The organism is Burkholderia cepacia, from assembly GCF_029962485.1.
Taxonomy (GTDB): domain Bacteria; phylum Pseudomonadota; class Gammaproteobacteria; order Burkholderiales; family Burkholderiaceae; genus Burkholderia.
Window position 1 is genome coordinate 2,107,881 of record NZ_CP073638.1, and the last position, 26,089, is coordinate 2,133,969.

The 26,089-nt window shown below is 66.2% G+C and carries 27 protein-coding genes; 13 read left to right on the top strand and 14 right to left on the bottom strand.

Annotated features, from left to right (window positions below; genetic code table 11):
* Nucleotides 1–91: 91 nt before the first annotated feature.
* From KEC55_RS25805 to KEC55_RS25830, 6 genes are all read right to left on the bottom strand, one after another.
* Nucleotides 92–751: a response regulator gene (locus KEC55_RS25805; RefSeq protein WP_282507942.1), complete on the bottom strand. Its 660-nt coding sequence runs from the start codon at nt 749–751 to the stop codon at nt 92–94.
* A gap of 341 nt (nt 752–1,092) precedes the next feature.
* Nucleotides 1,093–1,281, bottom strand: a complete 189-nt coding sequence (locus KEC55_RS25810; RefSeq protein ID WP_282511432.1) for a hypothetical protein — start codon at nt 1,279–1,281, stop codon at nt 1,093–1,095.
* A gap of 94 nt (nt 1,282–1,375) precedes the next feature.
* Complete coding sequence (locus KEC55_RS25815; protein WP_282507943.1) at nt 1,376–4,447, bottom strand: ATP-binding protein; 3,072 nt, start codon at nt 4,445–4,447, stop codon at nt 1,376–1,378.
* Nucleotides 4,448–4,842: 395 nt separating this feature from the next.
* Nucleotides 4,843–5,853, bottom strand: coding sequence for a hypothetical protein (locus tag KEC55_RS25820; RefSeq protein WP_282507944.1), 1,011 nt, complete (start codon nt 5,851–5,853; stop codon nt 4,843–4,845).
* A 119-nt stretch (nt 5,854–5,972) separates the two neighbouring features.
* Nucleotides 5,973–6,800: a hypothetical protein gene (locus KEC55_RS25825; RefSeq protein WP_282507945.1), complete on the bottom strand. Its 828-nt coding sequence runs from the start codon at nt 6,798–6,800 to the stop codon at nt 5,973–5,975.
* 120 nt (nt 6,801–6,920) lie between these two features.
* A complete protein-coding gene (locus KEC55_RS25830) occupies nt 6,921–7,508 on the bottom strand; it encodes a tetratricopeptide repeat protein (RefSeq protein ID WP_282507946.1) in 588 nt (195 codons plus the stop codon).
* Between the two features lie 359 nt (nt 7,509–7,867).
* On the opposite strand from KEC55_RS25830, the gene KEC55_RS25835 reads away from it, so the two are divergent.
* Genes KEC55_RS25835 through atsR form a run of 3 tightly spaced genes read left to right on the top strand, consistent with a single transcriptional unit; the run spans nt 7,868 to nt 11,115 of the window.
* Complete coding sequence (locus tag KEC55_RS25835; protein WP_085038381.1) at nt 7,868–8,740, top strand: response regulator; 873 nt, start codon at nt 7,868–7,870, stop codon at nt 8,738–8,740.
* A gap of 49 nt (nt 8,741–8,789) precedes the next feature.
* Nucleotides 8,790–9,293 (top strand): molybdopterin-dependent oxidoreductase, encoded by a 504-nt coding sequence (locus tag KEC55_RS25840; RefSeq protein WP_282507947.1) that lies wholly within the window; start codon nt 8,790–8,792, stop codon nt 9,291–9,293.
* Between the two features lies 1 nt (nt 9,294).
* Nucleotides 9,295–11,115, top strand: a complete 1,821-nt coding sequence (atsR, locus tag KEC55_RS25845; protein WP_282507948.1) for a hybrid sensor histidine kinase/response regulator AtsR — start codon at nt 9,295–9,297, stop codon at nt 11,113–11,115.
* A 75-nt stretch (nt 11,116–11,190) separates the two neighbouring features.
* On the opposite strand, the gene KEC55_RS25850 is transcribed toward atsR, so the two are convergent.
* Both KEC55_RS25850 and KEC55_RS25855 read right to left on the bottom strand, forming a co-directional pair.
* Nucleotides 11,191–11,610: a secondary thiamine-phosphate synthase enzyme YjbQ gene (locus KEC55_RS25850; RefSeq protein ID WP_282507949.1), complete on the bottom strand. Its 420-nt coding sequence runs from the start codon at nt 11,608–11,610 to the stop codon at nt 11,191–11,193.
* A 10-nt stretch (nt 11,611–11,620) separates the two neighbouring features.
* Nucleotides 11,621–11,947: a thioredoxin family protein gene (locus tag KEC55_RS25855; protein WP_282507950.1), complete on the bottom strand. Its 327-nt coding sequence runs from the start codon at nt 11,945–11,947 to the stop codon at nt 11,621–11,623.
* Nucleotides 11,948–12,224: 277 nt separating this feature from the next.
* On the opposite strand from KEC55_RS25855, the gene KEC55_RS25860 reads away from it, so the two are divergent.
* The 6 genes from KEC55_RS25860 (at nt 12,225) to KEC55_RS25885 (ending at nt 15,944) form a co-directional block, all read left to right on the top strand.
* Nucleotides 12,225–12,935, top strand: coding sequence for a flavin reductase family protein (locus KEC55_RS25860; protein WP_282507951.1), 711 nt, complete (start codon nt 12,225–12,227; stop codon nt 12,933–12,935).
* A gap of 53 nt (nt 12,936–12,988) precedes the next feature.
* Entirely contained in the window at nt 12,989–13,321 is a 333-nt protein-coding gene (locus KEC55_RS25865; protein ID WP_282507952.1) for a DUF2322 family protein, read from the top strand.
* A 47-nt stretch (nt 13,322–13,368) separates the two neighbouring features.
* A complete protein-coding gene (locus tag KEC55_RS25870; protein ID WP_432626299.1) occupies nt 13,369–14,262 on the top strand; it encodes a PASTA domain-containing protein in 894 nt (297 codons plus the stop codon).
* Between the two features lie 209 nt (nt 14,263–14,471).
* On the top strand, nt 14,472–15,104 hold the full coding sequence (locus KEC55_RS25875) for a LysE family translocator (protein ID WP_282507954.1): 633 nt from the start codon (nt 14,472–14,474) through the stop codon (nt 15,102–15,104).
* Nucleotides 15,105–15,328: 224 nt separating this feature from the next.
* Complete coding sequence (locus tag KEC55_RS25880; protein WP_282507955.1) at nt 15,329–15,670, top strand: type II toxin-antitoxin system RelE/ParE family toxin; 342 nt, start codon at nt 15,329–15,331, stop codon at nt 15,668–15,670.
* Complete coding sequence (locus KEC55_RS25885) at nt 15,657–15,944, top strand: helix-turn-helix domain-containing protein (RefSeq protein ID WP_282507956.1); 288 nt, start codon at nt 15,657–15,659, stop codon at nt 15,942–15,944. Before KEC55_RS25880 ends, KEC55_RS25885 begins: the two co-directional genes overlap by 14 nt.
* A 42-nt stretch (nt 15,945–15,986) precedes the next feature.
* Here the strand turns inward: KEC55_RS25885 and KEC55_RS25890 are convergent, their stop codons facing one another.
* The 3 genes from KEC55_RS25890 to KEC55_RS25900 all read right to left on the bottom strand — a co-directional run bounded on the left by KEC55_RS25890 (nt 15,987) and on the right by KEC55_RS25900 (nt 18,124).
* Nucleotides 15,987–16,712: a YebB family permuted papain-like enzyme gene (locus tag KEC55_RS25890; protein ID WP_282507957.1), complete on the bottom strand. Its 726-nt coding sequence runs from the start codon at nt 16,710–16,712 to the stop codon at nt 15,987–15,989.
* Between the two features lie 147 nt (nt 16,713–16,859).
* Nucleotides 16,860–17,429 (bottom strand): hypothetical protein, encoded by a 570-nt coding sequence (locus tag KEC55_RS25895; RefSeq protein WP_282507958.1) that lies wholly within the window; start codon nt 17,427–17,429, stop codon nt 16,860–16,862.
* Between the two features lie 236 nt (nt 17,430–17,665).
* Nucleotides 17,666–18,124: an Lrp/AsnC family transcriptional regulator gene (locus KEC55_RS25900; RefSeq protein ID WP_012365188.1), complete on the bottom strand. Its 459-nt coding sequence runs from the start codon at nt 18,122–18,124 to the stop codon at nt 17,666–17,668.
* A gap of 125 nt (nt 18,125–18,249) precedes the next feature.
* On the opposite strand from KEC55_RS25900, the gene KEC55_RS25905 reads away from it, so the two are divergent.
* From KEC55_RS25905 to surE, 3 genes are all read left to right on the top strand, one after another.
* Nucleotides 18,250–18,984: an AzlC family ABC transporter permease gene (locus tag KEC55_RS25905; RefSeq protein ID WP_059696142.1), complete on the top strand. Its 735-nt coding sequence runs from the start codon at nt 18,250–18,252 to the stop codon at nt 18,982–18,984.
* Complete coding sequence (locus tag KEC55_RS25910; RefSeq protein WP_282507959.1) at nt 18,977–19,285, top strand: AzlD family protein; 309 nt, start codon at nt 18,977–18,979, stop codon at nt 19,283–19,285. The genes KEC55_RS25905 and KEC55_RS25910 overlap by 8 nt, the downstream gene beginning before the upstream one ends.
* Nucleotides 19,286–19,459: 174 nt before the next feature.
* Nucleotides 19,460–20,239 carry a 5'/3'-nucleotidase SurE gene (gene surE / locus KEC55_RS25915; protein ID WP_282507960.1) on the top strand — a complete coding sequence of 260 codons (780 nt, stop codon included), beginning with the start codon at nt 19,460–19,462 and terminating at the stop codon, nt 20,237–20,239.
* A gap of 152 nt (nt 20,240–20,391) precedes the next feature.
* On the opposite strand, the gene KEC55_RS25920 is transcribed toward surE, so the two are convergent.
* A complete protein-coding gene (locus tag KEC55_RS25920; RefSeq protein ID WP_282507961.1) occupies nt 20,392–21,213 on the bottom strand; it encodes an SDR family NAD(P)-dependent oxidoreductase in 822 nt (273 codons plus the stop codon).
* Nucleotides 21,214–21,227: 14 nt separating this feature from the next.
* Nucleotides 21,228–22,469, bottom strand: a complete 1,242-nt coding sequence (locus KEC55_RS25925) for an MFS transporter (protein ID WP_282507962.1) — start codon at nt 22,467–22,469, stop codon at nt 21,228–21,230.
* 226 nt (nt 22,470–22,695) lie between these two features.
* On the opposite strand from KEC55_RS25925, the gene KEC55_RS25930 reads away from it, so the two are divergent.
* Nucleotides 22,696–23,370 (top strand): ArsR/SmtB family transcription factor, encoded by a 675-nt coding sequence (locus KEC55_RS25930; RefSeq protein ID WP_282507964.1) that lies wholly within the window; start codon nt 22,696–22,698, stop codon nt 23,368–23,370.
* A 37-nt stretch (nt 23,371–23,407) separates the two neighbouring features.
* Here the strand turns inward: KEC55_RS25930 and KEC55_RS25935 are convergent, their stop codons facing one another.
* Nucleotides 23,408–26,065, bottom strand: coding sequence for a GH92 family glycosyl hydrolase (locus tag KEC55_RS25935; protein ID WP_282507965.1), 2,658 nt, complete (start codon nt 26,063–26,065; stop codon nt 23,408–23,410).
* Between the last annotated feature and the right edge of the window lie 24 nt (nt 26,066–26,089).

Genomic DNA, 26,089 nt, shown 5'->3' on the forward strand with positions numbered 1-26,089 from the left:
CGTGTCGTCGAAGTCGCGTCGGCGTCGGCGCCGGCGCCGGCACGGCGTCATGCGTTGTCCCGGTCACTCGGTACAGTCCGCCGGGCACCGTCTACGTACCGGCCCCGGGCAATTCGGGCAGATGGCCCTCGCTCGCGTAGCGAATCAGATCGGCATCTCGGACGATACCGAGCTTCTTCATCGCGCTCGATTTCTGCGAACTGATCGTCTGCTTGCTGCGGTGAAGCTGGACGGCGATCTCGCCGACCGTCAGGCCGGCCCCGTAGAGCCGCACGACTTCGATCTCGCGGGCGGTCAGCGTGCGGAGACCCGCCGACGGTTGGCAGTCCTCCAGCAGTTTCTTGACGAACGGAGACAGATAATTGGCGCCGACGAAGGCCGCATGCACCGCGCCGACCAGATGCGAAATCGCATCGGACTTGCTCAGGATGCACCCGACACCCTGCTTCTGAATCGCGAGCAGCACGCTCGGATTGTCGATCATCGTGATCGTCACGAGGCGCAGCGCGGGGTAGCGGCGCTGGAGAAACGACAGCAGTGAAAGACCGTCGCCATACTTGCCGCCGGGCATCACATAGTCGACGACGAGTACATCGCTTTGCTGCTCGTCGAGCATCACCACGAGGTCGGTCGAATTCGAGACAGTGCCGAGCAGCTTGATCGTGCTGCTGCCTGCGAGCGCCTGCGACATCCCGAGCGCGGACGAAGGATGATCGTCCGCCACCATCACCCGCACAAAAAATTCATCCATCTCTCTTCTTCTCCCGATACACGCGGCCCGACGTGCCATGTTGTGCGACGCGCCGGAACTCGAATCGATCCCGCAACACAGTCGCGTTGCGGCGTTCGGCGAACCCGGCGGTGCGCAGCGTATTTTTTAGATAACAGACGGGTTCCGCGTCGCGGCCGTGCGATCAGGCTTGGCGGCCTGCACCCCGCACCGATCCCATACACGAACCATCTTGCCGGCAGACGTACCCGATACGACGTTGCGACACGAACCGTCGATAGTCCGCCGCCCACGCGCATCCGATCGGCGACGCCCCCACGCCGTCGATCCGTCCCGTCCCGCAGAGCGGCCGAAGCCGCTCCCTAATGCTTGACCGCGGTTCTGTCCGGCTCGCCAGCCCCGTCATCCGCGGCACGCTGCCACTCGCTGATGGCCCGCCGCTTCTGCGACGGCGACATCATCATGAATTCGTTCAGTTTCGTCAGGAAATCCCGTCTGGATTTCTCCGGCAGCGTCGCGAATCCAAGCAACAGCCCGAACACCTTTCCCATATAGCGCACGGCCTTACCCTTCCTTCTTCAGTCGAAATCACGCGGCATCGAAGCGATGCGACGCGTCTGCCTTCCCAGTTCTGACGCAGGCGATCTACGTCGCCGTCGCGCCGCCTCTTTTATCGTCCCGGCCAGTGTGTCGCCGTGGCGACCATTGCGCTTGAAGCGGGCCGCTCGGCCGCCGCGCGATGCGGGCGAGGCCACGGCGCAGGTCGGCCAGTGTCACCGGCTTGGTCAACACACACGCGACGTTCGATGCCGCGTAACGCCGGGCATCGTCGGGCGCCAGATGCGATGCCACGACGATCATGTCGCACGGCAACGCACGCGAATGGACGGCTTCCGCCAGTTCCCGGGCCGACATGTCGGGCAGGTCGGCACCGAGCAGCAGCACGTCCCACGCGCCGTTCGCGAGCGTGTCGAGCGCCGCGTCGCCGGACGACACGCACCGGACCATGCAACCGAGCACATCCAGCTGCTCGCGGAAAATCGACCCGTTGACGGCCGCATCGTCGGCGACCAGCACACGTGGCACACGCGCACCGGAAGCCGGCAGTGTCGGCTGCCCGAAATCGGTCGCGCGCCCCAGCCCGCGCGGCGATTCGGCGGTAGCCATTCGCGCCGGTGCGATCGCCATGTACAGCCCGTTCAGCGAATAGCTCGACACGCGAATCGTGCGGCCCGCGACGTCCGGCTGCAGCGGGCCGTCCGGCGTAGCCAGCACGACCGGCGTACCGCCGCCGAGGCTGTCGAGTTCCTCGCGCCGCCATTGGTCGGAATCGCCGAAGAGCACGATCGCGTGTGCACGCGCGAGGCACCCGGCGGCAATCCCGATCGGACTCGGATGCATCGCGACGTCGAAACCCCATGCACGCAGATGCGGAAATGCGAACGCACGCCACGCGTCCTCCGCCGACACGACGATCAGTGTCTGGCCGGCGCCCGCACCGGCCGGGGATTTCGGCGCAATGCCCATGCGCAGCGGCAAGCGCACGGTGAACAGGCTGCCGACGCGCGGCGCGCTGTCGACCGAAATCGTGCCGCCCATCGCGGCGACCAGCCGATCGCACAGCGCGAGCCCGAGCCCCGTGCCGCCGTAGCGCCGCGTGATCGATGCGTCGACCTGCGAGAACGGCTTGAACAACCGCGCCTGCTGCGCGAGATCAATCCCGATGCCGGTATCCTCGATGCCGATGGCGATCTCGGGCTCACCGCGCGCACTTCGCCCGACCGCCACGCGCGCGACGATGCGCCCGTTACTCGTGAACTTGATCGCGTTGCCCAACAGGTTGCCGACCACCTGTGCGAGCCGCGTCGGATCGCCGCGCATTCGCTGCGCGCCGCTCGCATCGATATCGGCGAACAGCGGCAACCCTTTTGCCTTTGCGACCGGCGCGAATGCCGCGAGCTCGCGCTCGATCACCGCGATCACGTCGAACTCGATCGACTCGACCGACATCGCACCGGCTTCGATCTTCGAGAAATCGAGCACGTCGCTGACGATCGCGAGCAGCCCTTCGGCCGACGCGCGCAGCGTCTGCACCCGGCTTTGCTGCGAAGCATCGAGCGCCGTGCGCTCGAGCAGCTCGAGGTTGCCGAGGATCACGTTCAGCGGCGTGCGGATCTCGTGACTCGTCGCGGCAAGAAACGACGACTTGGCCGCATTCGCCGAATCGGCCGCGCGCACCGCTTCCTCGAGCTGATGAACGAGGCGGCGCTGCGCGCTCGTGTCGGCGAACGTCGCGATCAGCACGTCCTCGCCCTGATAACGTGCGCCGTGCGCGATGACCTGCAGGTGCAGCGGCGTATCGCCATGCGCGTCGAGCACGAGTTCGTTCGTCATCGTCCGGCCGGCCCCGCCGTTCGCGACGAACGCGTCGTACTTCTCGAGTGCCCGCGCGGACAGCGCATGGTGATCGCCGCCATGCGGCAGCAGCATCTGCGTGAGCGTGTCGCTCGCGAGCATCACGCGCCGGTCGGACAACGACACGAGGCCGATGCCGACCGGCGCCATCGCGATCACGTTGCGGCACAGCGCCTCGCTGTCGAACACGCGGGCCGAGCGCGCGTAGACCGGCACGAGCACGCGCCGGTGAAAACGCACGAGCAGCAACCACATCACGGCGATTGCAACAAGGGTCGACGCCGCGAGCGCACCGGCCTGCACGCCGACGCCGGCCAACACGTCGCCCCATGACAGCACGTAGGCAATTGTCCAGCCGGTGGCCGCGAGCTTGCTGCTGAAGACGATCGCACCGTCGCGAAAGCGCGGCTCGGCGGACGCGGTACCACGATGCGCGACGTCGAGATTCACCAGCCGCGCCGTCAGTGCGTTCGTGCGTTCGACGTCGGGATCGATCGCGATCAGCCGGTTGTCCGCCGACGTGATGAAGAACGTGCCGGCCAACCCGCGCCCGGGCAGCCATGACAGCAGGTATTCGGGTGCGTATTCGGTGACCAGCACCGCGAACGGCTGGCCAGCGGCGCGTGCCTCGGCGGCGACGCGAATGCGCACCTGCCCGGTGACGGGGTTGATGTACGGCGGCAGCCAGCGGACATTCGGGCGGCCGTCGTTCGGGGCCGGCGGCGAGCCGTCGAAATCGACGCGCAATGCATCGAGCACAGGCGCACGCGCGTCGGCCGACGCAAGTGCCGGATGGTCGCGCGACAGATGCGGCACTAAGCCGAACACCCCCGTGCGCGTGCTGTAGTGATAGCCCTCAAGCGTGCGCCCACGATTGAGCGAGCTCGCCGCGCAGATGCGCGACAGCAGGAACGACATCGCGAGATAGCGCGCGACTTCGTCGCGCTGCACGGTTTGCCCCGGCACGCCGACCACGAGCGACGGATACGGCCTGATCGCGAGCTGCTGGCCGTCGGTGAAGAACGTGTTCACGACGTCGGCCGGCGCCGCGCCGATCTCGCGCCAGATGAGTTGCGTATTCGTGACGCCGTTGCGGAACGACGTCTCGGCCACCCGCACCTCGTTGGCCGCTTCCTCGACACCGTTCAGGAAATTGCGCCGCTCGCCGTCCAGATGGCCGTAAACGATCGACGTGATCCCGAGCCCGCAGGCGATCAGGATCAGGATCGTGACGACGACACCGCCCCCGAACATCGAAATGCTCTGGTAGCGGCGAATGGACTGAAGCGCGCTGTATGGCATGGCTCGGCGTGACGGAACCCTGAGCGCGGACCTGTGGCAGATCCCCTCCGGGCGGACGTCACGATGGAAACAGTCGGGATAGTGATGTCCCGATCATGCCAAACGACACTGCGAAAATCAGGAATGCATTAATACTTTAGTACTCGTCCTATCTATTTGAATGCTTGTTTTGAACTTGAACGAAACGTGACGGCGGAATCGTGTGTCGCGCACCGATCCGTCCGGACAGGCTGCTTCGTCGAATCGACGCGGGCGCGCCAAAAATGAAATGCCGCCGGCAAGCCGGCGGCAAAAGATGCGTCAACGAATTTCGTGACGCACCGAGGCACCTGATTCGAACCGCGCGGGACGTCCTCACCGGATCGCCCGCGCGCTGTTGCGCCGGCAGCGCCCGCTCAGTTCTGCGTGAGCGGATTGAGCGTCGTGCACAGGAAGCCCGTGCAGTTCGCCGGCTTGAAATAGAACGATGCCATCACGATCGGCGGCGTGGTGCCGAGCGCGATATCGCTCAGGTACGCGGATCCTTGCGCACCGAATCCGTTCGCCTGCTGCACGAAACTCGCGCCGGTCGACTGGATCGCGGCCGACTGGTACGTGAAGGTCGGCGACTGCGTCTGGTCCTTCACGTAGACCCACGAGATCGTGCTGCCGAACAGCATCGCGCCCTTCGCGCGATAACCCTTCGCGCCCTCGCTGTTGGCCTGCGCGATGAAGTCGCTGACATTCGTCGTCGGCGCGAGGGCGTCGTACGTGTAGGTCGCGCTCGACGCATTGTTCTTCATGTACACGTTCGCCTGCACCGAGCCGATCACCATCGGGCCCAGGAACCAGTAGCCCGACTGGCCCTGGCCGTTCGCCTGCGTGAGGAACGCGTTCGGGTCGGCAGGCAGGCCGGTCGTTGTGTACGCGTAGGTGGCGGACGAACCGCCATCCTTGCGATACAGGTAGCCGTACGTGAGCGGCCCTTCGTAGCGATAGCCGTTCGTGCCCTGCGTGTTGGCCTGGCTGAGGAAGGTCGTCCAGTCGCCCGGCGTCGATTGCAACTGGTACGTGTAGGTCTGCGCGGTGCCGTCGTTCACGAAGATCGAGCGCGAACCGCCGTTGGATGCGTTGTAGTAGTAATCGCCCAGATAGCGATAGCCCTTTGCGCCTTCACTGTTGAGAAGTGTCACGAAACTCGCCTGATCGGCCGCGATCTGCTGTGCGTCGTAGCGCCACGTCATCGTGCCGCCGCCCGAACCACCCGAGCCACCGCTCCCACTACCGCCGGTGCCGCCGGTGCCGCCGCTGCCGCCGTTGTTGCTCGTCCCCGATCCGCCGGACGCGGCGGGTGAGGAATTGTCGTCGCCGCCGCCGCAAGCGGTCAGCGCCAGACAGGTCAATGCGATCAATGCAGCGGCTTTCATCGGATTACCTCAAACGAAAAGGACGAACGAAGCCGGCACGCGCGGATCACCCGCGCGCACAGACAATCACGAATCAGAAATCAGGACACGGCCAGCGGCCCGCCGCCGGCCGATGAGCGTCAGTTGACCTGCAGCTGGCCGCCGCGGCCGAGGCCGCCCTTGACGTCCTGCGCCTTGTAGCTGCGCAGTGCGACGACCATCTTGTTGTACGCGTCGATGAACGCGACGACGGTCGCCTTGCCTTCCGGCGTCGACGAGAAACCGGCCAGCGCACCGCCCACGCCGCCGCCGAAGCCGCCCAGCGCGGCACCGTAGTTGGTCGCCGTCGAGCTGCCTTCCGACGCGGCGATCTGCACGGCCGAACGCACGTCGAACAGCGTCAGCGTGACGACCGATGCCTTCGTCTGCAGGTGGCCGGCCACCGCCGCCACCGCGCTGTTGCCGATCAGCCCGCCGATCATGCTGCCGATGCCGCCGATCGGCGAATCGTTGATGACGATCTGCGGTTCCATGTAATAGTCGGCCGCGACACGCTGGCCCTTCTGCTGCTTCGAGCCCGCGCGGTATTCGCCCGAGTTGCGCTGCAGTTGCGTGATGCGCGACAGGCGCGCATCGCTCTTCTGGTTGCCGATCGACGTGATCACGAAGCAGTTCGACTGCTGGACGGCCAGGCGCAGCAGCGGGTCGATCGTCGTCATCTTGGTCGCGCTGCCGAACGGGCCCCACCAGTCGGCGTTGCGGCCGTCGTCGACGGCGATCGTGCCGAGCGGCGACGTGCAGCGCTGCAGCCCCGAATCAGCGCCGGCGCTCGCGCCGCCCGCGGCGGCACCGGTCACGCCCGCGTTCTGACCGCCGGGCGTCACTACGCCGCCGCAGCCCGCCACGGACGCGCAAAGCGCTGCAACCAGCGCACCTTGAGTGAGACGTTGGGAAAGGTTGGTCTTCATGTCGTTGTCGATCGATTAGAGTCGTTGTTCGGCTTATGTGTTCGTGCGAACTTCGATAAGCCCCCCGGCTGGCGCGCGATGGTGGTCTCCCCGCTGCTGCCCCCGTTGCTTCAGGCCCGGTCAGTAGTACCAGTACGTCTGCTGCCAGACGCCGTAGTACGGATAGCCCGAGTACCAGTAGCCGTAATAGACGTCACGCCATTGCGTGCGCCATTTCCAGTCTTCTTCGTCTTCCTTCTTGGCCTTGCGTGCAAGGTCGAGCAGTTTCTTCGATTCCTTGTCGCCGCGGCCGGCCGCGATCGACAGCCACTTCTCAGCTTCGCGCGCGTCGGAGCCCATTTCCTCGAGGCCGAACAGGTAGAAACTGCCGAGCGCCTTCTGCGCCTGCAGGTCGCCCCGCTCGGCGGCCTCGCGCATCCACTTGAGTGCCTGGTAGCTGTCCTGGCGCACGCCGTCGCCGCGGAAATAGCGCAGGCCGAGATCGTAGGCGGCCTTCGGCTGGGTCTTCGCGGTTTGCTTCAGCGCGGCGATGCGCGGATCTTCCCGGTCTTCCGAATCGTCCTTTTTTTGATAGGACACCTGATCTTTAGGACGGTCGGAACAACCTGCGTCGTCGCAGATCCGCACCGTGTTGCTGGTGGCGGACGGATCCTGCGCGCACGCGGCCAATAGCAACAGCAGCCCCGGTGCGAGTAAACGGCGGTACATTGGTACTTTCCTCAAGTTTTATTGGCGCCGCAATTCTTCGAGCTTTTCACCCCCGTGAGCTCGCACCCGGTCGCGCGCGGCGCAACGGATACAATCCGTCGACGCCGACACGCACTCCAAGGCTCTCTCAGGTTCTCTCTTCGAATCGTTCAGTCACCGCTTCATTGTTGTCGCTTTTCGTTGTACCGGCTGTTGCCGGCTGCGATCTCCAAACATGACGCGACAAACAAAGGTGACGTGGTGAGCAATAATAATGAAGAAAAACGGCATGTCAAGGTGATTCGCTTTTTCAAAGTTTGCGTGTCACGTCAGTTTTGATATGCTCTCCCTCGCCCAAAACCCCTGGAGACCCCATCGAGATGTCCAACAGCGAGCAGGCCAACGTCGATCTCATCACCGCCAACAAGGTGCGCGACCTACTGAACCGGAACGGCATTCCGCCGCGAAGTCACAACACGACGATCGCGAACGTGCTCGGCCTCAGTTTCTCGGTCGTCACGCGCAAGATGAAAGGCCTGATCCCGTGGAACCTGTCGCAGTTGCAGGACATTGCGACGCATTTCGGCGTGCCGCCCGCGATCCTGCTCGACGACAAGGGCACGCAGCCGGCCGCGGCCGAGATGATCGACGCGACGCTCGTGATCGAGTCGCGGCGCTTTCGCTGCCGCGCCGCGATCTCGACCAAGGCGAGCAGCCAGATCGAGACGGACTTCGTCGCGCTGCAGTGGCAGGGCGAATGGCTCATCACCGAGCGTCAGCACGCGCGCGAGGGCCGCACGTATCCGGTCGACGTGATCGAGCTGCGCTCGACCCAGCCGAACGTGTATGCGGCGCGGATTGCCGTGGTCGACGATTCGCAGGACGTCGCCGAAACCGTCTGTGAATATTTCATCGAAAAAGGCGTGAACGCGATCCCGTACTTCGACGGCGCGACGTTCCGCAAGGCACTGGAGGTCGAGGATTTCGACGGCTACATCCTCGACTGGATGCTCGGCGACCAGACCGCCGCCGAGCTCGTGCGCGGCATCCGTTCGAGCGAGAACAGCGGCGCGCCGATCTTCCTGCTGACCGGCAAGATCTCGACCGGCGAAGCCAGCGAAGACGAAATCGCGCACATCGTGTCGCACTACAACGCGCGCTGCGAGGAAAAGCCGGTGCGCCTGCCGATCCTGTTCGCCGAAGTGGCGCGCGAACTGAAGATCACACTGCCGGCCGCGGCCGCCGCGAACTGAGACCAGAAACACAACCCACCACACAACACGACAAGACCGAGGGCATGACATGCGAATTCCGAACATCTGGACCAAGAGCCTGCTGACGGCCTGCCTGCTCGGCATGGCCGCCGCGGCCTGGGCCGCTTCGTCGTTCAGTTTCACCGTCGACGGCAAGATCGACAAGCACAACCAGCAGGGCAAGTCGACTTACGTCTTCTCCGAGCAGGCGCTGATGGCGCTGCCCCAGCACACGATCGTCACGTCGACGAGCTGGACGCCGAAGGCGACCTTCACCGGCCCGCGCCTGTCCGACATCCTGAAGACGGTCGGCGCGCACGGCACGCAGATCGAGTTCCGCTGCATCGACGAGTACACGTTCACGATTCCCGTGTCCGACGCCGATCGCTACGGCGTGATCCTCGCGCGGACGATGAACGGCAAGGTGCTCGACAACGACAACTACGGCCCGCTGTGGATCATGTACCCGCGCGACCAGTATCCCGACGAACTGAAGACGCCGCTCGGCGAAGCCAAGTTCGCGTGGCAGATCATCGGCCTGACCGTGAAGTGAAATGAAACGCGGGCGATGGAAAAATAGAAAAATCATCCTGATCCTCGGCTCGCTGTGGATCATGGGGTTCGCCGCGTGGGCGTTCCTGCTGTGGGACCTCCTCGCCACCTCGGTCAACGAGGGCGTACTCGAAGGGCCCCGCGAAGGCGTGTTCTGGACCGCCGCGCAATACCGGAACGTCTATACGCGGTTCGACCGGCAACTGATCCTCTACGCGACGCACGAGGACGACGACTTCGATCACGTCCAGATGCAGCTCGACAGCCTGTCGGTGTCGTTCGGCTTTCTGCAGCGGCCGTCGGAAGTGTCCCGATACTGGCTGCGCATCCCGCGCGCGCGCAACGAGATCGACGCACTCGGCGAATTCATGACGCGCCTGAAGCGCGACGTACCGCCGCTGCGCGATACGCCGCAGCACGCACGGCAGGTGATCGACGAGGTGAACGCGTACTGGCCGAAGGTCAACGGCCTCGCGAACTATTTCCGCGCGATCGAGATGGCGCAGCGCGACTTCACGTTCCATCAGCTGAAGGAAAAGCAGCGCGCGATCCTGATCCTCGGCATCGTGCTCGGCATCATCCTGTGCGCGCTGTTCCTGCTGCTGTTCTATACGATGCGCACGCGTGACGACCTGCTCGAACGGCAGGACGCGGCGCTCGACGCGGAACGCAAGGCGTCCGACCGCGCATTCGAAATGATCGAGGCGAAAAACGCGTTCCTCGGAATGGTCAGCCACGAGTTGCGCACACCGCTGCAGGCGATCTGCGGATCGGTCGAGATCCTCCTCGCGCGCCCGCAGTCGGACGCGAACCTGAAGACGATCCGGCGGCTGCAGAATTCCGCGCTGTCGCTCGAGGCACTCGTCAAGGACCTGACCGATTACATCAAGCTGCGCTCGACGAAGCGCCTCGCCGAACGGGAAACCGTCGGCATGGCGTCGCTGCTCGCCGAGGTGCTCGATCCGCTGCGCGAGAAGATCGCGGCCAAGCGGATCGCGGTCGCGCAACAGGTCGAGCCGCACGATCTGGCGATCCGTTCCGATCGCAAGCTGCTGCGCCAGGTGCTGTCGAACCTGATCGAGAACTCGGTCAAGTACACGCTCGGCGGATCGATCGACGTGTCGATCACGCTCGCCGACGCGCCGGCCGGCCAGCAATTGCGGATCGCCGTGCGCGACACCGGCGCCGGCATCGCGAAACCACACCTGTCGAAGATCTTCGAGCCGTTCTATCGCGCGAACGACGCGGTCGGGCTGCATGTGGACGGAATCGGCATGGGGCTCGCCGTCGTGCGTGAAATCGTGACGACGCTGCGTGGGCATGTGGACGTGCGCAGCACGGTGGGCGAAGGCAGCGAGTTCGTCGTTACGCTGCCGGCCGAAGTGCCCGGCATCGACACCGCCGGCAACGCGGCCGCGGATGCGCCCGCTCTGCCGCACGCGGCCGCGCACCGCGACCGGCGCGCGCTGGTGGTCGACGACGACGACAACGCACGCGAAACGCTCGGCGCGATGCTGTCGGCGCTCGGCATCGACGCCGACCTGTGCAGCACCGGGCAGGAAGGTGTCGCGCGCTTCGGCGCGAGCCGCTACGACATCGTCGTGCTCGATCTCGAGCTGCCGGACCTGAGCGGCTTCGAGGTCGCACGGCGCATTCGCGCAGTTGCGGTACCCGACGACGACGGCCGGCATCCGGCGATCCTCGGCGTCAGCGCGTATGAATCGGCCGCGCTGCGCGAGAACAAGCAGGTGTTCGACGAATTCCTGCCGAAGCCCGTCCACCTGCGTGAACTCGGCGCGCTCGTCGAGAAGCTGCTCGCCTGAATCGGTGCGCCGCGTGCAGACGCATACGGCATGGCGCGCCAGCGCGGCATCAGGCGCCCCCTCTCACCTTCCCGTTTATTCGCCGATCAGGTGCAGCACGATATCGCGCCGGTGTGCCGCGCGGCGGTGCTCGAACAGGTAGATCCCCTGCCAGGTGCCGAGCACCATGCGCCCTTGTTCGACCGGAATCGACAACTGCACTTGCGTGAGCGCGGTGCGAAGATGCGCCGGCATGTCGTCGGCACCTTCGGTGTCGTGCTCGTAGCGTGTGTCGTCCTCGGGCGCGAGCGTCGCGAAAAAGCGTTCGAGATCGCGCCGCACCGACGGATCTGCGTTCTCCTGGATCAGCAGCGACGCCGACGTATGGCGGCAGAACACGGTGAGCAGGCCCGTGCGGATCGCCTGCTGGTCGACGAACGCACGCACCTGCGGCGTGAATTCGACGAGGCCGCTGCCACGCGTGTCGACGCCGATATGCGTGATGGCCTGTTGCATCGCCTCGACCTCAGCCCAGCGCGGCGAAGCCGTCGGCTTCGATCTGCTTCGCGTCGGCGGGGCGCACGACGCGCGCCACTTCGACGCCGTCGCGCAGGAACACCAGCGTCGGCCACAGCTTCACGCGGAACGAGCGGCCAAGCGGGCGGCCCGGGCCATCCTCGATCTTCAGGTGCCGCACGGCAGGATGCGTGGCGAACGACGCGACGATCGCGGGCTGCGCGGCGGCGCAGATCCCGCACCAGTTTGTACCGAATTCGATGACGGTGGTGCCCGCGAGTGCGTCGACTTCCGCGCGCGTCGGCGCATCCTCGGTATAGCGTTGCGGCGTGTGCATCGGGGCCCTCGTGTGGAATTCTGGAACGTGAGCGCGTCGGGTCGGCGGGCGCGGTCGGCGATGTCCTACTGTAGCGGAAAAGCAAGCGCGATGCCGGCGCACGCGGAAGCCGGCGGTTGCGACAGTCGGCCGTCCGCCCGACACCGCTCGTGTATGACGCGCAGTTCCCGTCCCCTCATCGCGCCGCCGCCGTCCGAATGACACGACAAGATTCGGAGCGCCGCGCTGCCGCGCGAGGATCAGCATGCGGGCTGATCCGTCAACGAAGGCGCCGACCATGAATGCTCCGCATTGCGTCACCGAACCGAACATCCTTTATTTCGGCACGCCCGTCGTGCTGGTCAGCACGCTGAACGAGAACGGCACGGCCAATCTCGCACCGATCTCGTCCGCATTCTGGCTCGGCTGGCGCGGCGTGATCGGCATCGCCGCCAGTTCGCAGACCACCCGCAACCTGCTGCGTACCGGAGAATGCGTGCTGAACCTGCCATCGGCGGCACAGGCGCACGTAGTCGACCGGATCGCGCGCACGACGGGCACGTATCCGGTGCCCGACGGCAAGCGTGCGAAGGGTTATGTGTTCGAACCCGACAAGTTCGGCACGGCCGGGCTTACCGAAGCGGCGTCGCAAACCGTCGCGCCGCCGCGGGCGCTCGAATGCCCGGTGCACATGGAAGCGGTCGTCGCGGCGACGCACGGGATCGGGGAAGAAGCGCGCGACCTGCGCGGCCACATTCGCGTGTTCGAGGTGCGCATCCAGCGAGTGCACGTGCATCCTGACCTGCTGATGAACGGCCACTCCGACCGCGTCGATCCGGACAAGTGGTCGCCGCTGATCATGAGTTTTCAGAAGTTCTATGGCCTCGCGCCGCGGCAAGTGCACGCGTCGCGACTCGCCGAAATTCCCGAGCGCGCGTATCGCAGCCCGGATATCGAGCGCTCGCGCGACGCGGGCGCACCGGCCGGTGCGCCGAAGCCGATCGGATAAGATACGGCCGGCCACGTTCTGTGGCCCATGACCGAACCGACGGAGTGTTTTCAGTGATTCAACCGACCCCAGTATTCAAGGACAACCTCGCGCAACTGCCGGCCATCGACGGCATCGCGCGCATCGATCTCGTCGGCGCGAACGGCGACGTGGTCGCGACGATCGAGAACCAGCCGGGCAAGCAAGGTTCGCTCGCGGTGTACCACTACCTGAAACAGGCGTTCGGTACGCTCGACGCGAATGCCGCCGAGCACGGCCTGGCCGTGTTCGCGGAGCATACTGCCGACGCGCGCAACCGCCCGGGCGCGCATCCGAACGTCGACCGGCTGCTGGCGATCGTCGCGGGTGGCGACGCGCTGCGGATCGATGTCGTTGCGAAGGGCTGATTGACCGGCAACGCACAGGCGCGCCGCCGGCAACCCGTCGGACGCGCATGTTCCTGTCATCCGGAGACGTTCGCGTGCCCCGCTTCATTGCCCTGCCCTTCATCGGCCGCATCGCATCGGTCGCCGCACTTGTTGCGTGCGCCGCGCTGAACGGCACGGCATCGGCTGAACCGCTTCACACCGCGTCGGAGATCGCCGGTGCATCGCTGGTGCCGATCTCCACGCTGCCGCGCTCGCCGGAGAACGGCACGCTCGACGCGTTCTGCACGCAGTATCGCGTGAAGCAAACAACCAGCGCGGCCGGCCGCGAAGTCGCGAAGCTCGGCTGGATCGTCACGTCCGAGGCGCCGCTCGGCCGCTATCAGGTCGTCACGTTCGCGAGCGGATTCAAGGCGGGCACCAGTGCGATCTGCTTTGCGCGCAACGGCAATGTCGGCGTCTTCGACGGCACGACGCTGATCGCGCTCGCGTACACGTCGCGCGCCGCCGGCTGGCAGCTCGGCTCGGCCGATCCGCTGGAAAGCGGCGCGCTGTTGCTCTGGGGCGGCGACGGCCCCGCGCCGCCGGTCGCCGAATTGCGCGACGAGCACGGCACGCTGCGCCTGACCCGCGTCGCCGCAGAACACACGTTCTGCCACGGCCGCACGGCCGTGCCCAACGTGTACGGCAAGCCGCTCGACGCGGCGCGCAAGATCCTGATCGCGCACGGCTGGCAGCCGTTGCGGCCGCGCGAGAAGCCGGACCCGATGGACGGCGCCGCGACGCTCGCAAAACACGGCATCGTCGAGGCCGAAGCGTGCTCGGGCACCGGCATGGGGTATTGCGCGCTGCGGTACCGGAATGCGGTTGGCGTGCTCGGCGTGACGACCGTCGGCGGCGAACCGGACAAGCCGGCCAATAACACCGTGATCGACTATCAGGTCGCGTGCCGCCAGCCGTGACGGCTGCACCGGCCGCGCGTGCATGACACCTCGCCGGAAGCGCCGCGCGCGACCGGCTTCGCAGGCATTCCGCCATCGCAGGCGAAACGGATGCATCGACGCACGATCGCATCCGAAGCGCGTGCCGCTGCCTCCGCATCCGATTGACCGGCCTCGTACGCCCTTCTAAACTGATCGTCCTTTACGCCGTTCCGGCGCAAGGGCCTTCCATGATCGATCTCTCCACGCTCGCGCTGTTCTCCGGCGCGTGTCTCGCGCTGACCGCCACGCCGGGCCCCGACATGCTGCTGATCGCGTCCCGCAGCGTGAGCCAGGGGCGACGCGCCGGCTTCGCGACGCTCGCGGGCATTCAGGCCGGCACCTACTGCCACGCGCTCGCGGCGGCGCTCGGGCTGTCGCAACTCTTTGTCGCGGTGCCGATCGCGTACGATGCCGTGCGCTTCGCCGGTGCCGCGTATCTGCTGTATCTCGCATGGAAGACGTTCCGCTCGGACGCGACCGCGCTGTCTCCCGTCGCGTCGCAGCGTCGCCACTCGAGCGCGACGATCTTCCGCCAGGGGCTGACGACCAACCTGCTGAACCCGAAGATGGCGCTGTTCGTGCTCGCGCTGTTCCCGCAGTTCGTGCGGCCCGAGCATGGTTCGATCGCCGTGCAGATCCTCGTGCTCGCGACAGTGCTGAACCTGATCGGGCTCGTCGTCAACGGCGCGGTCATTCTCTCCGCGAGCCGGTTGAGCCAGCGGATCGGCGCACGCCGCCGCCCGTCGAAACTGCCGCAATACCTGCTCGGCACCGTGTTCGTCGGGCTCGCCGCGCGGCTCGCCATCGCGGGACGGAACTGATCCCGCAATCTCCCGAAACCCTCCCGCAACATCCGGGCAGGCCCGATATCCGTTCGGCCAGTTAGTCGAATTCGGGCCACCGGCAAACAATCCGGCTCGCACTTCAGCAATGAAGCACCGGGGAAACGTCCGAACGTCTCCCCGGCGTTTCCGTGCATTCCGCGAGCCGCCCTCATGACACACGACGGCGCGCTTTCTTGTGAATAGATAACATATTTGTTACTATGCAAACCGTCGCGTATGAAATCCGTTTCTTCAGCGCGCAGGTCGAAGCGGGCGTGTTTGCGTTGCCGAAAACGCTCACCGCCAGGTTCTTCGCACTCGCCGATCGTATGGAGCGGTGCGGCCCGAATCTGGGCGAACCTCACACCAAGCCGATAGGCGAAGGGTTGTATGAAATGCGCCTGAAGGGCCTGGAAGGTATCGCCCGTGTGTTTTACTGCGCGGTCGTCAACCGGCGGATCGTCATGCTTCACAGCTTCGTGAAGAAGACGCAGAGAACGCCGCATAAAGAACTGGCCACCGCGCGCCGCCGTTTGAAGGAGGTTCGATATGGCAACCTATAAGGCCCTGCGCGAACGCGCGTTGGCCGATCCGGAAGTACGCGCCGAATACGAACGACTGAACCGCGAGGAATTCGCGCTGCTCGACGCGATGCTGGCCGCCCGGCGGGCCGCCGGCCTTTCGCAAGCCGAGGTGGCCGAGCGCATGGGTACGAAGGCGCCTGCCGTCACACGGCTCGAACGCGCACTCGCGACCGGCCGGCACTCGCCGTCGATCGATACGTTGCGCAAGTACGCGGCCGCGTGCGGCAAGAAGCTCGTGATCTCGTTCGCCTGAATCACGTCAGGGCACGGCGGCGTCGAATCGGCCAGCCGCTCGTCAAGCGACCGACGGCCCGCCTGCCCCGCATCGCGCCCGCTCTCCGCCTGCCCGCGCATCGCCGTCGCGATCGCGCGTATCCGTCACCACGCGCAGTTCCCCGCTCTCCATCAGGCTCGCCGGCGTCACCGTGCGGCGTTGCCACGGAATCCGGCCGAAATACCAGACCTTCCAGAAGCCGAGCGGATGATCGGGATTCCGGCGCAGCAGCGTGTCGAACGTCTCGACGTCGCCGAGCACGATCCGCGTCGCATCGCGCACGACCTCACGCACGAACCGCGAGCAGAACTGCCGGCTCGACGCGAGATTGAAACCCGTGTCGTAGACCACGCCGATCCGACGCATCGCCGCATCGACGAGCCGACGCCGCTGCCTGGCATCGAGCGGCTGCTTCAGGCGCGCGATCACGCACGCGCCGCGATCGGAACGCGCAAGGAAGCGCGACATCGTCGTCACGCGCGACAGCGGGAACGTGCTCTCCGCAATCAGCACCTCGCCGCCACGTTCGCCGACGACGATCCCCACGTGATTCGTCCACGCGCGTGTCGCACTGGCCACCTCGAGAAACGGCCGCACTGTCACGCGGATAAACACGATGTCGCCGATCTGCGGTTCGACCGGCAGCGACATGGCATGCGGTTCGGGAGAATCGCCGGAGAAGAGACGCCGCATGCCCGCGCCAGGCGGGCGGATCATGAGCGGCCGGCAGCCGGTATCGACAACCATACGGACCTCGCGCAAGTGAACTTGGCGCAAGCATGTCAGCAGGCGCCGCACACCGCATCCGCCGCGTGCGCGAGGGTGAGAATCCGTGCCGCCGGGTGGCGGATTCCGATACTGGAGAAACAACGTGCGATGCACGCCGCCGGGCCGTCAGCGCGTCGCGCCCAGTGCCACGCGCAGCTGCTCCATCAGGTGCGTGTAATACCGCAGCACGTCGTCCTTCGGCACGACATTCGCAGTCGCGAAACGGTCGGACCACACCGGTTTCCATTCGTACGAGCCGTGCACGCTGCGGTCGCCGTCGGGCGCCTGGATCAGCGAGCGGATCCGCGCGTCGCGGCCCGGGCCCGTATGCACGTCGAACAACGCGTGAATATACGTGTGATACGCGTCGTACACGGCGTCGTCGAACAGGTAGCGATAGATGTGAAACGTGCGGTCGAGCTCGCGCTTCGCGCGGATCACGTCGTCCGGCGAGATGTCCTTCCAGTAACCGATCCACGTGTAGAAGCACAGCAGCGCATTGAGCTGCGGCGCGACCGCGTCGTACAGCGCGAGGCGTTTCTCGATCAGCCGCTGGTTGGTCCACTGCACGAGTTCGAGCCGTTTCAGCCGGCGCGCGACGAGCCAGCCGAGACACGCGACCGACAACGGCGTCAGCACGCCGAGCACGAGCTTGACGATTTCCAGCGAATTCCACGGATTGTTGAATGGCTGCATGAATGGCCCGACAAGAAGGAATGTACCCGCGCCTGCGCATGACCCGGCGCGCAGCGCCGCCTGCCCGATCGCATCGACATTGACCGTTAGTTGCGCACGCACCGAACGTCGCGCGACAACACCGGCAACATGCTCGAACTGGCGTGATTCATCAGTCTATCGGACGATTGTCACCGAGCCGTGACCGTTCGTCGATCCGTCGACCCGTCGTCGCGCGACCGCACGCCCGTATCGCGCTAGGTCGGCAGCGCCGACGTGAGCTTGACCTTCTGCATCGGAATGTCGGTCTTCACGCTCAGCACGCCCGGGATACGCGTGAGGGTCTCCATCTGGAAGCGCCGGTAGTCGTCGATATCGGCAGCGACAACGCGCAGCAGGAAATCGCAGTCGCCCGCCATCAGGTGGCATTCGACGACTTCCGGCATCTGCTGGACGGCCTCGGCGAAGCGGTTCACCGACTCCGCGTCCTGCCCCTTCAGCCACACGCGCGTGAAGATCGTCAGGCCCTTGCCGACTTTCGCGGGATTCAGCACGGCCACGTATTTCTCGATCACGCCGGCCTCCTCGAGAAGCCGCACGCGCCGCAGGCACGGCGACGGCGACAGCCCGACCTCGTGCGCGAGTTCCACGTTCTGCATGCGGCCGTCGCGCTGGAGCGCGCTCAGGATCCGGCGGTCGATGGCGTCAAGTTTCATTTGGCATCCGATTCCAATAAATTCCAGAATTCTGCGTTTGATGCCAAATTCTCTGAAATTCATGGCCACAACGCAACCCGATTCGAGTCAAAAAAGCAGACAATCCCTCCCCCGAAGGAGGAGTAATGAGCAGTAGCGTTTCAACGTCGTCAGGGCTTCGCGACAAGCCCGCCTATGTCGCCGAGATGGGTCGCGGATTGCGCGCGGCGCTGCCCGTCATGCTGGGCTTCGTGCCGTTCGCGCTCGTGCTGGGCGCGCAGGCCGCGCAGAAAGGGCTGAGCCTGTTCGAAGTGCCGATGATGACCGGCATGAACTTCGGCGGCGGTTCCGAATTCGCGGCGATCCATCTGTGGACGTCGCCGCCGCACATCGCGCTGATCGTCGCGATGTCGTTCCTCGTGAATTCGCGCCACATCCTGATGGGCGCCGCATTCGAGCCGTATATCCGCCGCCTGCCCCGCCGCCGCGCGTTCTTCGCGCTGTTCTTCATGTGCGACGAAAGCTGGGCGATGTCGCTCGCCGACGCCCGGGCGCGCTCGGCCACGCACATCAGCGTGCCCTATTACGCCGGCATCTGCGTGGGGCTCTACCTGACGTGGATCTCGATGACCACGCTCGGCGCGGCGGTCGGCCCGACGATCGGCAACGTCGAGCAGTACGGCTTCGACATGGCGTTCACGGCCGTCTTCCTGGTGCTGTTGCGCGGGATGTGGAAAGGGATGCGCGCGAGCCGCCCGTGGTTCGTGAGCCTCGTCGTCGCGGCGGCCACGCACCTGGCCGTGCCCGGCGCATGGTACGTCGCGGCCGGCGCCTGCGCGGGGCTGATCGCCGCGCTGCTGTGGGAGCCGCGCGATGCCTGATTTCCCGGATCTCAATACGGTCGTGACGATCGTGTTGATGGCGTCGACGACTTACCTGTCGCGCATCCTCGGCTACGTGCTGCTGCGCAACCGCACGCTGAGCCCGCGCATGGCGTCGGTGATGGAGAACGTGCCCGGCTGCGTGCTGATCTCGGTGATCGCGCCGGCCTTCGTGTCGACGCGCCCGGCCGACCTGCTCGCGCTGGCCGTTACGCTGATTGCGGCGACGCGCCTGTCGATCCTGCCGACCGTCATCGTCGGCGTCGTATCGGCCGGCGTGCTGCGGCACCTGCTCGGCTGAGCGGTTCCGACCCGCCGCGCACGCCGCACGGCCACCGACGAACGGGCGCGCGATGCGCCCGTTTTCACATCCGCGCCGACCGCACGACACGACGATTCTCGCGCGGGAATGCTAGCCTTGTGGCTTGCGCCACGCTGCTCCCTCTCCTTACCCATCTCCGCGAGGATCGCTCCGATGCAAGAAACCCGCCCGCTGTTCGATCGTGTGCTGCTCACCAACGACGACGGATTCGACGCCCCCGGCCTTGACGTGCTCGAACAGGTCGCCACGCAACTGGCGCGCGATGTGTGGATCGTCGCGCCGGCGGAAGACCAGAGCGGCACGTCGCATTCGCTGAGCCTGCACGAACCGCTGCGCGTGCATCGCAAGGGCGAACGCCGCTTCGCGGTGCGCGGCACACCCGGCGATTGCGTCGCGATCGCGGTCAGCCATCTGATGAAGGATGCGCGGCCCGACGTCGTGCTGTCCGGCGTGAATCGCGGCGCGAATCTCGGCACCGAAACGGTGTTCTCCGGCACGGTCGGCGCCGCGATGACGAGCATGCTGGTCGGTGTGCCGGCCATCGCGCTGAGCCAGGCCTTCACCGACCGCAATGCGGTGCCGTGGGGCACTGCGCTGGCGCTCGCGCCGGACGTCATTCGCCGGCTCGTCGCCGCCGGCTGGGACAGCGATGCGTGCCTCAACGTGAATTTCCCCGCACGGCCAGCCGAGGACGTGCACGGCCTGAAGGTGACGAACCAGGGTGCCGGCACACTGCAGGGCGTCGATATCGTGTCGGGGCGCGACCCGCGCGAGATCGACTATCACTGGCTGAAACTGGCCCGTGCGCCGCGCGAGGACGATCCGGATTCGGAAACGGTCGCACTCGGCGAAGGGTATGTCGCCGTCACGCCGCTGAAGTTCGAACGCACGCACGACCACGCGCTCGCGCAACTGCGGTCGCGCCTCGGCTGATCAGCGGACACAGGCAGGAAAGCGGTCGCGGCAATCGCGTGTATTACAACTGCGCGCGGCTGTTCGGCCGCGACACTGCATCACGACATCACCGCATCGCCACAACACCGCGACGCTGCATCGCCACATCACCGCACCACCGCACCACCGCATCACGTCAGGTTCATTCCCCCATCAAGCATCACGATCTCGCCCGTCACGTAATCAGACGCGACGAGCATCGCGACCGTCTGCGCGATGTCATCCGGCGTCGCCGCACGGCGCATCGGCGCGCGCTCGCGCCAGAGCTGCTGCGCGTCCGTCCAGTCAGCCGTGAGCGGCGTATCGACGAGCCCCGGCGCGACCGCATTGACGCGAATCGCCGGCGCGAGCGTGCGCGCGAGCAGCCGTGTCGTGTGATTGAGCGCGGCCTTCGCCGCCGCATAGGGAATCGACGCGCCCTTCGGCCGCACGCCCGCATGCGAACTGACGTTCACGACACACCCGGCCCGCCCGTGCGACGCCGCCTCGCGCAGCGCGGCCTCTGCTTCGGTGACGAGCCGGAATGGTGCGATCACGTTGATCTCGTGCATCTCGCGCCACACGTCGGGCGTCGCCGCGGCAAGGTCGTCATGCGGAATCACGCGACTGACGCCCGCGTTGTTGACGAGGACGTCGAGCCGCCCGTGCACGGCCAGTGCGTCGCGGATCAGCCGCACGCGTTCGGCATCGTCGGCGAGATCGGCCTGCACATAGGCCGCGCCGAGTTCACGCGCCATCGCGCGCCCCGCGTCGGCCGAACTGCGCGAATGCAGGATCACCGCATAGCCGTCCGCCGCCAGGCGGCGTGCGATCGCCGCGCCGATGCCCGACGTCGATCCAGTGACGAGCGCGACCGGGCGATGCAGCCGCGACGCACGCGGCTCGGCGACGGTTTCGGTTTCAGGTTCCGTTTCGGGAATCGGGGCAGAGATCGGCGGAAGCGGCGCGTCCATGTCGGGGAACCCTGTCAGTGGCGTTCCCGCATCATAATCGCGACGACGCCTCCAGACGCGAACGTCACGGCGGCCACCACGAGGATCGCAGCGGCGAAACCGAAGCGGTCGGCCATCAGGCCGGCCGACAACGCGCCGATCGCATAGCCGAGATCGCGCCAGAACCGGTACACGCTCAGCGAGCGCGCGCGCCAGCCGGGCTCGGACGCATCGGACACGGCCGCGATCAGGCTCGGATAGACCATCGCCGTGCCGAGGCCGAGCAATACGCTCGCCACGAGCCACCACCGGAACTGCCCCGTCAGCGCGGTCAGCGCAAGCCCGGCCGCCTGCACCCACATCCCGGCGACGATCAGCCCCTTGCGGCCCCACCGGTCGCTCAGCGGCCCGGTGACGATCTGGCAACTGCCCCATACGACCGGATAAACGGCCTTCAGGATGCCGATCCGCTCGATGCCGAGCCCGAGCGTCGTAAAGAACAACGGGAAGATGCCCCAGCTCATCCCGTCGTTGAGGTTGTTGATCATGCCAGCCTGCGATGCCGCGAACAGGTTCCGGTTGCGGAACGACGTCAGCATGAAGACTTCGCGAAACGACAGCGCGCACGCACCGGTCGGCTGGCCGCTTTCCAGCCGCACATGCTCGCGCGTGTCGCGCACGACGAGGATCGACAGCAGCAGGCCCGCGAACGCGTAGAACACGCCGAGGTAGATCGGCGTCGGCCGCAACCCGTAGCGGCTCGCGAGATAGCCGGTCGCGAATGCGGTCGCGCCCACCGCGAAATAGCCGGCGAATTCGTTCAGGCCGACCGCGAGCCCGCGGCTTTTCGGGCCGACGAGGTCGACCTTCATGATCACGGTCATCGACCACGCGAACCCCTGACTCAGCCCGAGCAGCACGTTCGCGGCGATCACCCATTCCCAGTTCGGCGCAGCGATGATCATGAACGGCACGGGCAGACCGAGCAGCCAGCCGGCGACCAGCACGCGCTTGCGCCCCCACGTGTCGGCAAGCTGGCCCGACACGAGGTTTGCGAATGCCTTGACCAGCCCGAAGCTGACGATGAACGACGTGATCAGCGCGGTCGATTCGAGATGGAACTGCTCGGCGCCGATCAGCGGCACGACCGTGCGCTCGATGCCGACCATCCCGCCGACGAACGCGTTGACCAGCACGAGCAGCGCGAATTGCCGCCAGTTCTCGCGCAGGCCGAGCGCCACTGCGCGCCCGCCTGGCGCGATCGCTACATTTGACATCGCATCAGCCCCCTGCCGCATCGCGACCCGCGTTGACCGCGCGCCGTCGCGCGTCGGCTGGCGGTGCGGGCGGCACACCAGCAGCCTTGCCACCGCAACCGGACAGAGGTGAAATGCGTCCCGTATCGGGATGCCGGAATGGTCTGAGGATCATCGGATTGTCTCCGTCCCGCGAATACGCTAACATTCAATCAATTTGATGAATGATTGATCGAGGAGCGGCCACGTGTCAAGCGCGGGACCCAAGCAAGCGATTTACGCCAGCCTCGCCGAGGTGGCGCAGGCGATCGGCCATCCGAACCGCCTGGAATTGCTCGAGCATCTCGCCCAGCGCGAGCGGTCGGTCGAGGAACTGACGGCCCTGTCCGGGATGACGTTCGCGAACACGTCGCGGCACCTGCAGATCCTGCGGCGTGCGCGCCTGGTCGATACCGAGCGGCGCGGCAAGCACATCGTGTATCGCCTTGCTGGCGACAGCGAGGTCGTCGTGCTGATGAAGGCGCTCGGCCGCGTGGGCGAGCGCAATGTCGCCGAGGTCAACAAGGTGATGGGCGACTACTTCCACGCGCGCGATGCGCTGGAGCCCGTGTCGCGCGACGAGCTGACCGCGCGGCTCGCGGATGGTCTCGTCACGCTGCTGGACGTCCGTCCGCAAGACGAATTCGCGCAGGGCCACCTGCCGGGCGCGCTGAACATCCCGCTGTCCGAACTCGATGCGCGCGTGGGCGAGTTGCCGGCCGGGACGGAGATCGTCGCCTACTGTCGCGGCCCGTACTGTGTGTTTGCGGTCGAGGCGGTCGCCGCATTGCGCGCGCGCGGCTTCACGGCCGTGCGGCTGGAAGACGGGTTTCCGGAGTGGAAGGCGGCCGGCCTCGCGGTCGAGACCGGCGCCGCTGGATGAAGGAACATGGCCCGCGTCGAAGCGGGCCGTTTGCCGATTACTTGACGGCCAGCGCCAGCGACGGCGCGAGCGCGCTGTTCGGATCCTGCCCGTTCCAGGTGCCGACCCATGCGTCGTTCGGCGCCGAACCCATCACGAAGTCGAGCGTGCCGCCGGCCTTCATCTCGTCGTAGGTGATGTAGGGCCGATGCAGCGGCGTGCCGTTCAGGCTGACCGACTGGACGTAGCGATTCACCGATGACGGTGCGCCGCCGCCGGCCGTGTGCGCGGTCACGGTGAAGCGCCGTGACTTGCCGAACTTCAACGCACCGCCGCCCCCGCCTCCCGATGCGACCGGAATGTCGATCGTCGCTTCCTCGAACAGCGGCGTGCCGAGGTAGAACACGCCGCCCACCGGGTTCAGCGAATAGATGCCGAGCGCGGACAACACGTACCACGCGGACAGCTGTCCGCAATCGTCGTTGCCGGGAATCGCCGAATCGCGCACGCGGCGCGGGTCGGCCAGCGCGGCCTTCAGGCTGTCGCCGCTCAAGAGCGCGCGATCGCCGGCCGTCAGCGTCAGCGAGTACATGTCGTCCATCACGGTGCGCACACGGTCTTGCGTCTTCGACGGCATGCCCGCGACGTCGTACAGGTACGGCAGGTGGTTCGCCGGCTCGTTCCCCGCGAAGAACTGGCCGCTGCGGCCGGTCAGATCCGGAAAGCCCTGGTTGCCGAGGAAGGTCAGCGGATTGGCCGGATCGAACGTGCGATCGAGCTGGGCGACGAACTGGCTTTTCCCGCCGAGCATCGCAACGAGGCCGGGGAAGTCATGGAAGATGTTCCACGTATCGATCCACGAATTCGATTCGGAGAAGTCCGTCTTCTCGGCCGCCGTCGGGTCGAAGCCCGCCGTCCAGTTGCCTTGCGCATCCTTCGGCTGTGAGAACGTCCAGCCGTTGTTCAGCACCGAGTTGAACACGTTCCGGTAGTTCTGGCTGCGCTGCAGGTAGGGCCGGTAGTCGGCCGTGCTCTTGCCCGCCGCCTTGCCGACCGCGGCCGTCGCCCAGTCGTCGAACGCGTAGTCCTGCGTCGTCGACACCGATGCGTTGTCGCCGGCATACACGTAGCCGCTCTGCCGGTACTGGTCGAAACCGTGCGCACTCGCGCTCTGCGTGGTCGTCAGCGCGGTCCAGATATCGTCGATGCCCGCGCTCGTCAGGTGTTTCAGGTACGCATCGGCGATCAGCGGGATCGACGGGTGGCCGGCCATCGTGAAGGTTTCCGTCTGCGCGAGCGGCCACACCGGCAGCTCGCCCTTGCCGTTCTGCCTGAACTGCGTGAGCAGCGACTTCACCCAGCCATCGACACGCTCGGGCTGCACCAGCGTCATCAACGGCGACTCGGCACGGAAGGTGTCCCACAGCGAGAACGTCGACGAATAGTCGAAGCCCGGATTCGCATGCTTGCTCGTCGTCGGCGGCGACGTCGTGCCGTCGTTGGTCGAATCGGTGCCGACGTAGCTGCCGTCCGCATTGTTGTAGACGGTCGGCGCGAGCATCGTGCGATACAGCGACGTGTAGAACATCGTCCGCTGGTCGGCGCTGCCGCCCTTGATCCGGATCCGGTCAAGCGCGTCGGCCCACACGCGTTCGGCCGCGCCGCGCACCTGGTCGAACGACTTCGCACCGACTTCCGACGCGAGATTGGCCTGCGCATCCGCGACGCTCGACGGCGAGATGCCGACCTTCACCGTGACCGCGCCGCCGCTGTCGTTGCCGCCGGCGAACGTCAGGTAGGCCTTGAAGCCGTCGGCGCTGAACGCGACGTGCTTCGTATCGAACGGCTTCGAAAAACGCGCGACGAAGTACGTCGGCTTGTTGTTCGCCCAGTTGTTGGTGATCTCCCAGCCGGCGATCGTCTGCGCGTCGATGACCTGGATCTTGCCGCTCGCGGTCGAGCCGCCGATCGGGTTGTCGATGCTGACGATCATGCTGCGCTTCTGCGCGGCCGCGCTCGGGAAATACGTGTAGCGATGCACGCCTGCATGCGTGGTAGCCGTCATCTCGGCGAGGATCTTCGCGCCCTTGACGTTCCACGGCGTATTGCCGCTGCCGACAGGCGCCATCTTCACGCGGTAGTAGCCGGGGCTCGCGGTTTCATCGTCGTGGCTAAACGATGCGTTGTAGGTGATCGACGCATCGGCGGCCACCTTGGCCAGCGTCGCGGTGTCGACCGGTGCCAGCGTCGGCAGGAATCGCACTTCGCCGCCCGAGCCGATACCGGTGCCCGACAGGTGCGTATGCGTGAAGCCGGTGATGAGCGGATCGTCGTACTGGTAGCCCGACGTACGATCCCAGTTCCACGGCAGCGTGTGCGCGCCGCCGGTCGTGTCGGGCCCGAGCTGCACCATGCCGAACGGCACGGTCGCGCCCGGATAGACGTGGCCGTGACCGCGCACGCCGCTGCTCCAGTCCGCGTTGATGTCGAGGTTCGCGGTGCCGATCATCGGGTCGACACTGCGCAGCACCGACCGCTTGCTTGCACCACCGTTGCCGTTCTGATCGCCTTGGTCGTTCTGGTTGCCTTGATCGTTCTGGTTGCCCTGCGCGTTCGACATCTGCGCGAGCACGCTCGCATCCGTCGAACCCTGATCGCCCCCACACCCCGACAACACGGCAAGGCACCCGATACCCACCACATGACGTAGCTTCATCCGTTCGTCCCTCCCTCTCTCTGC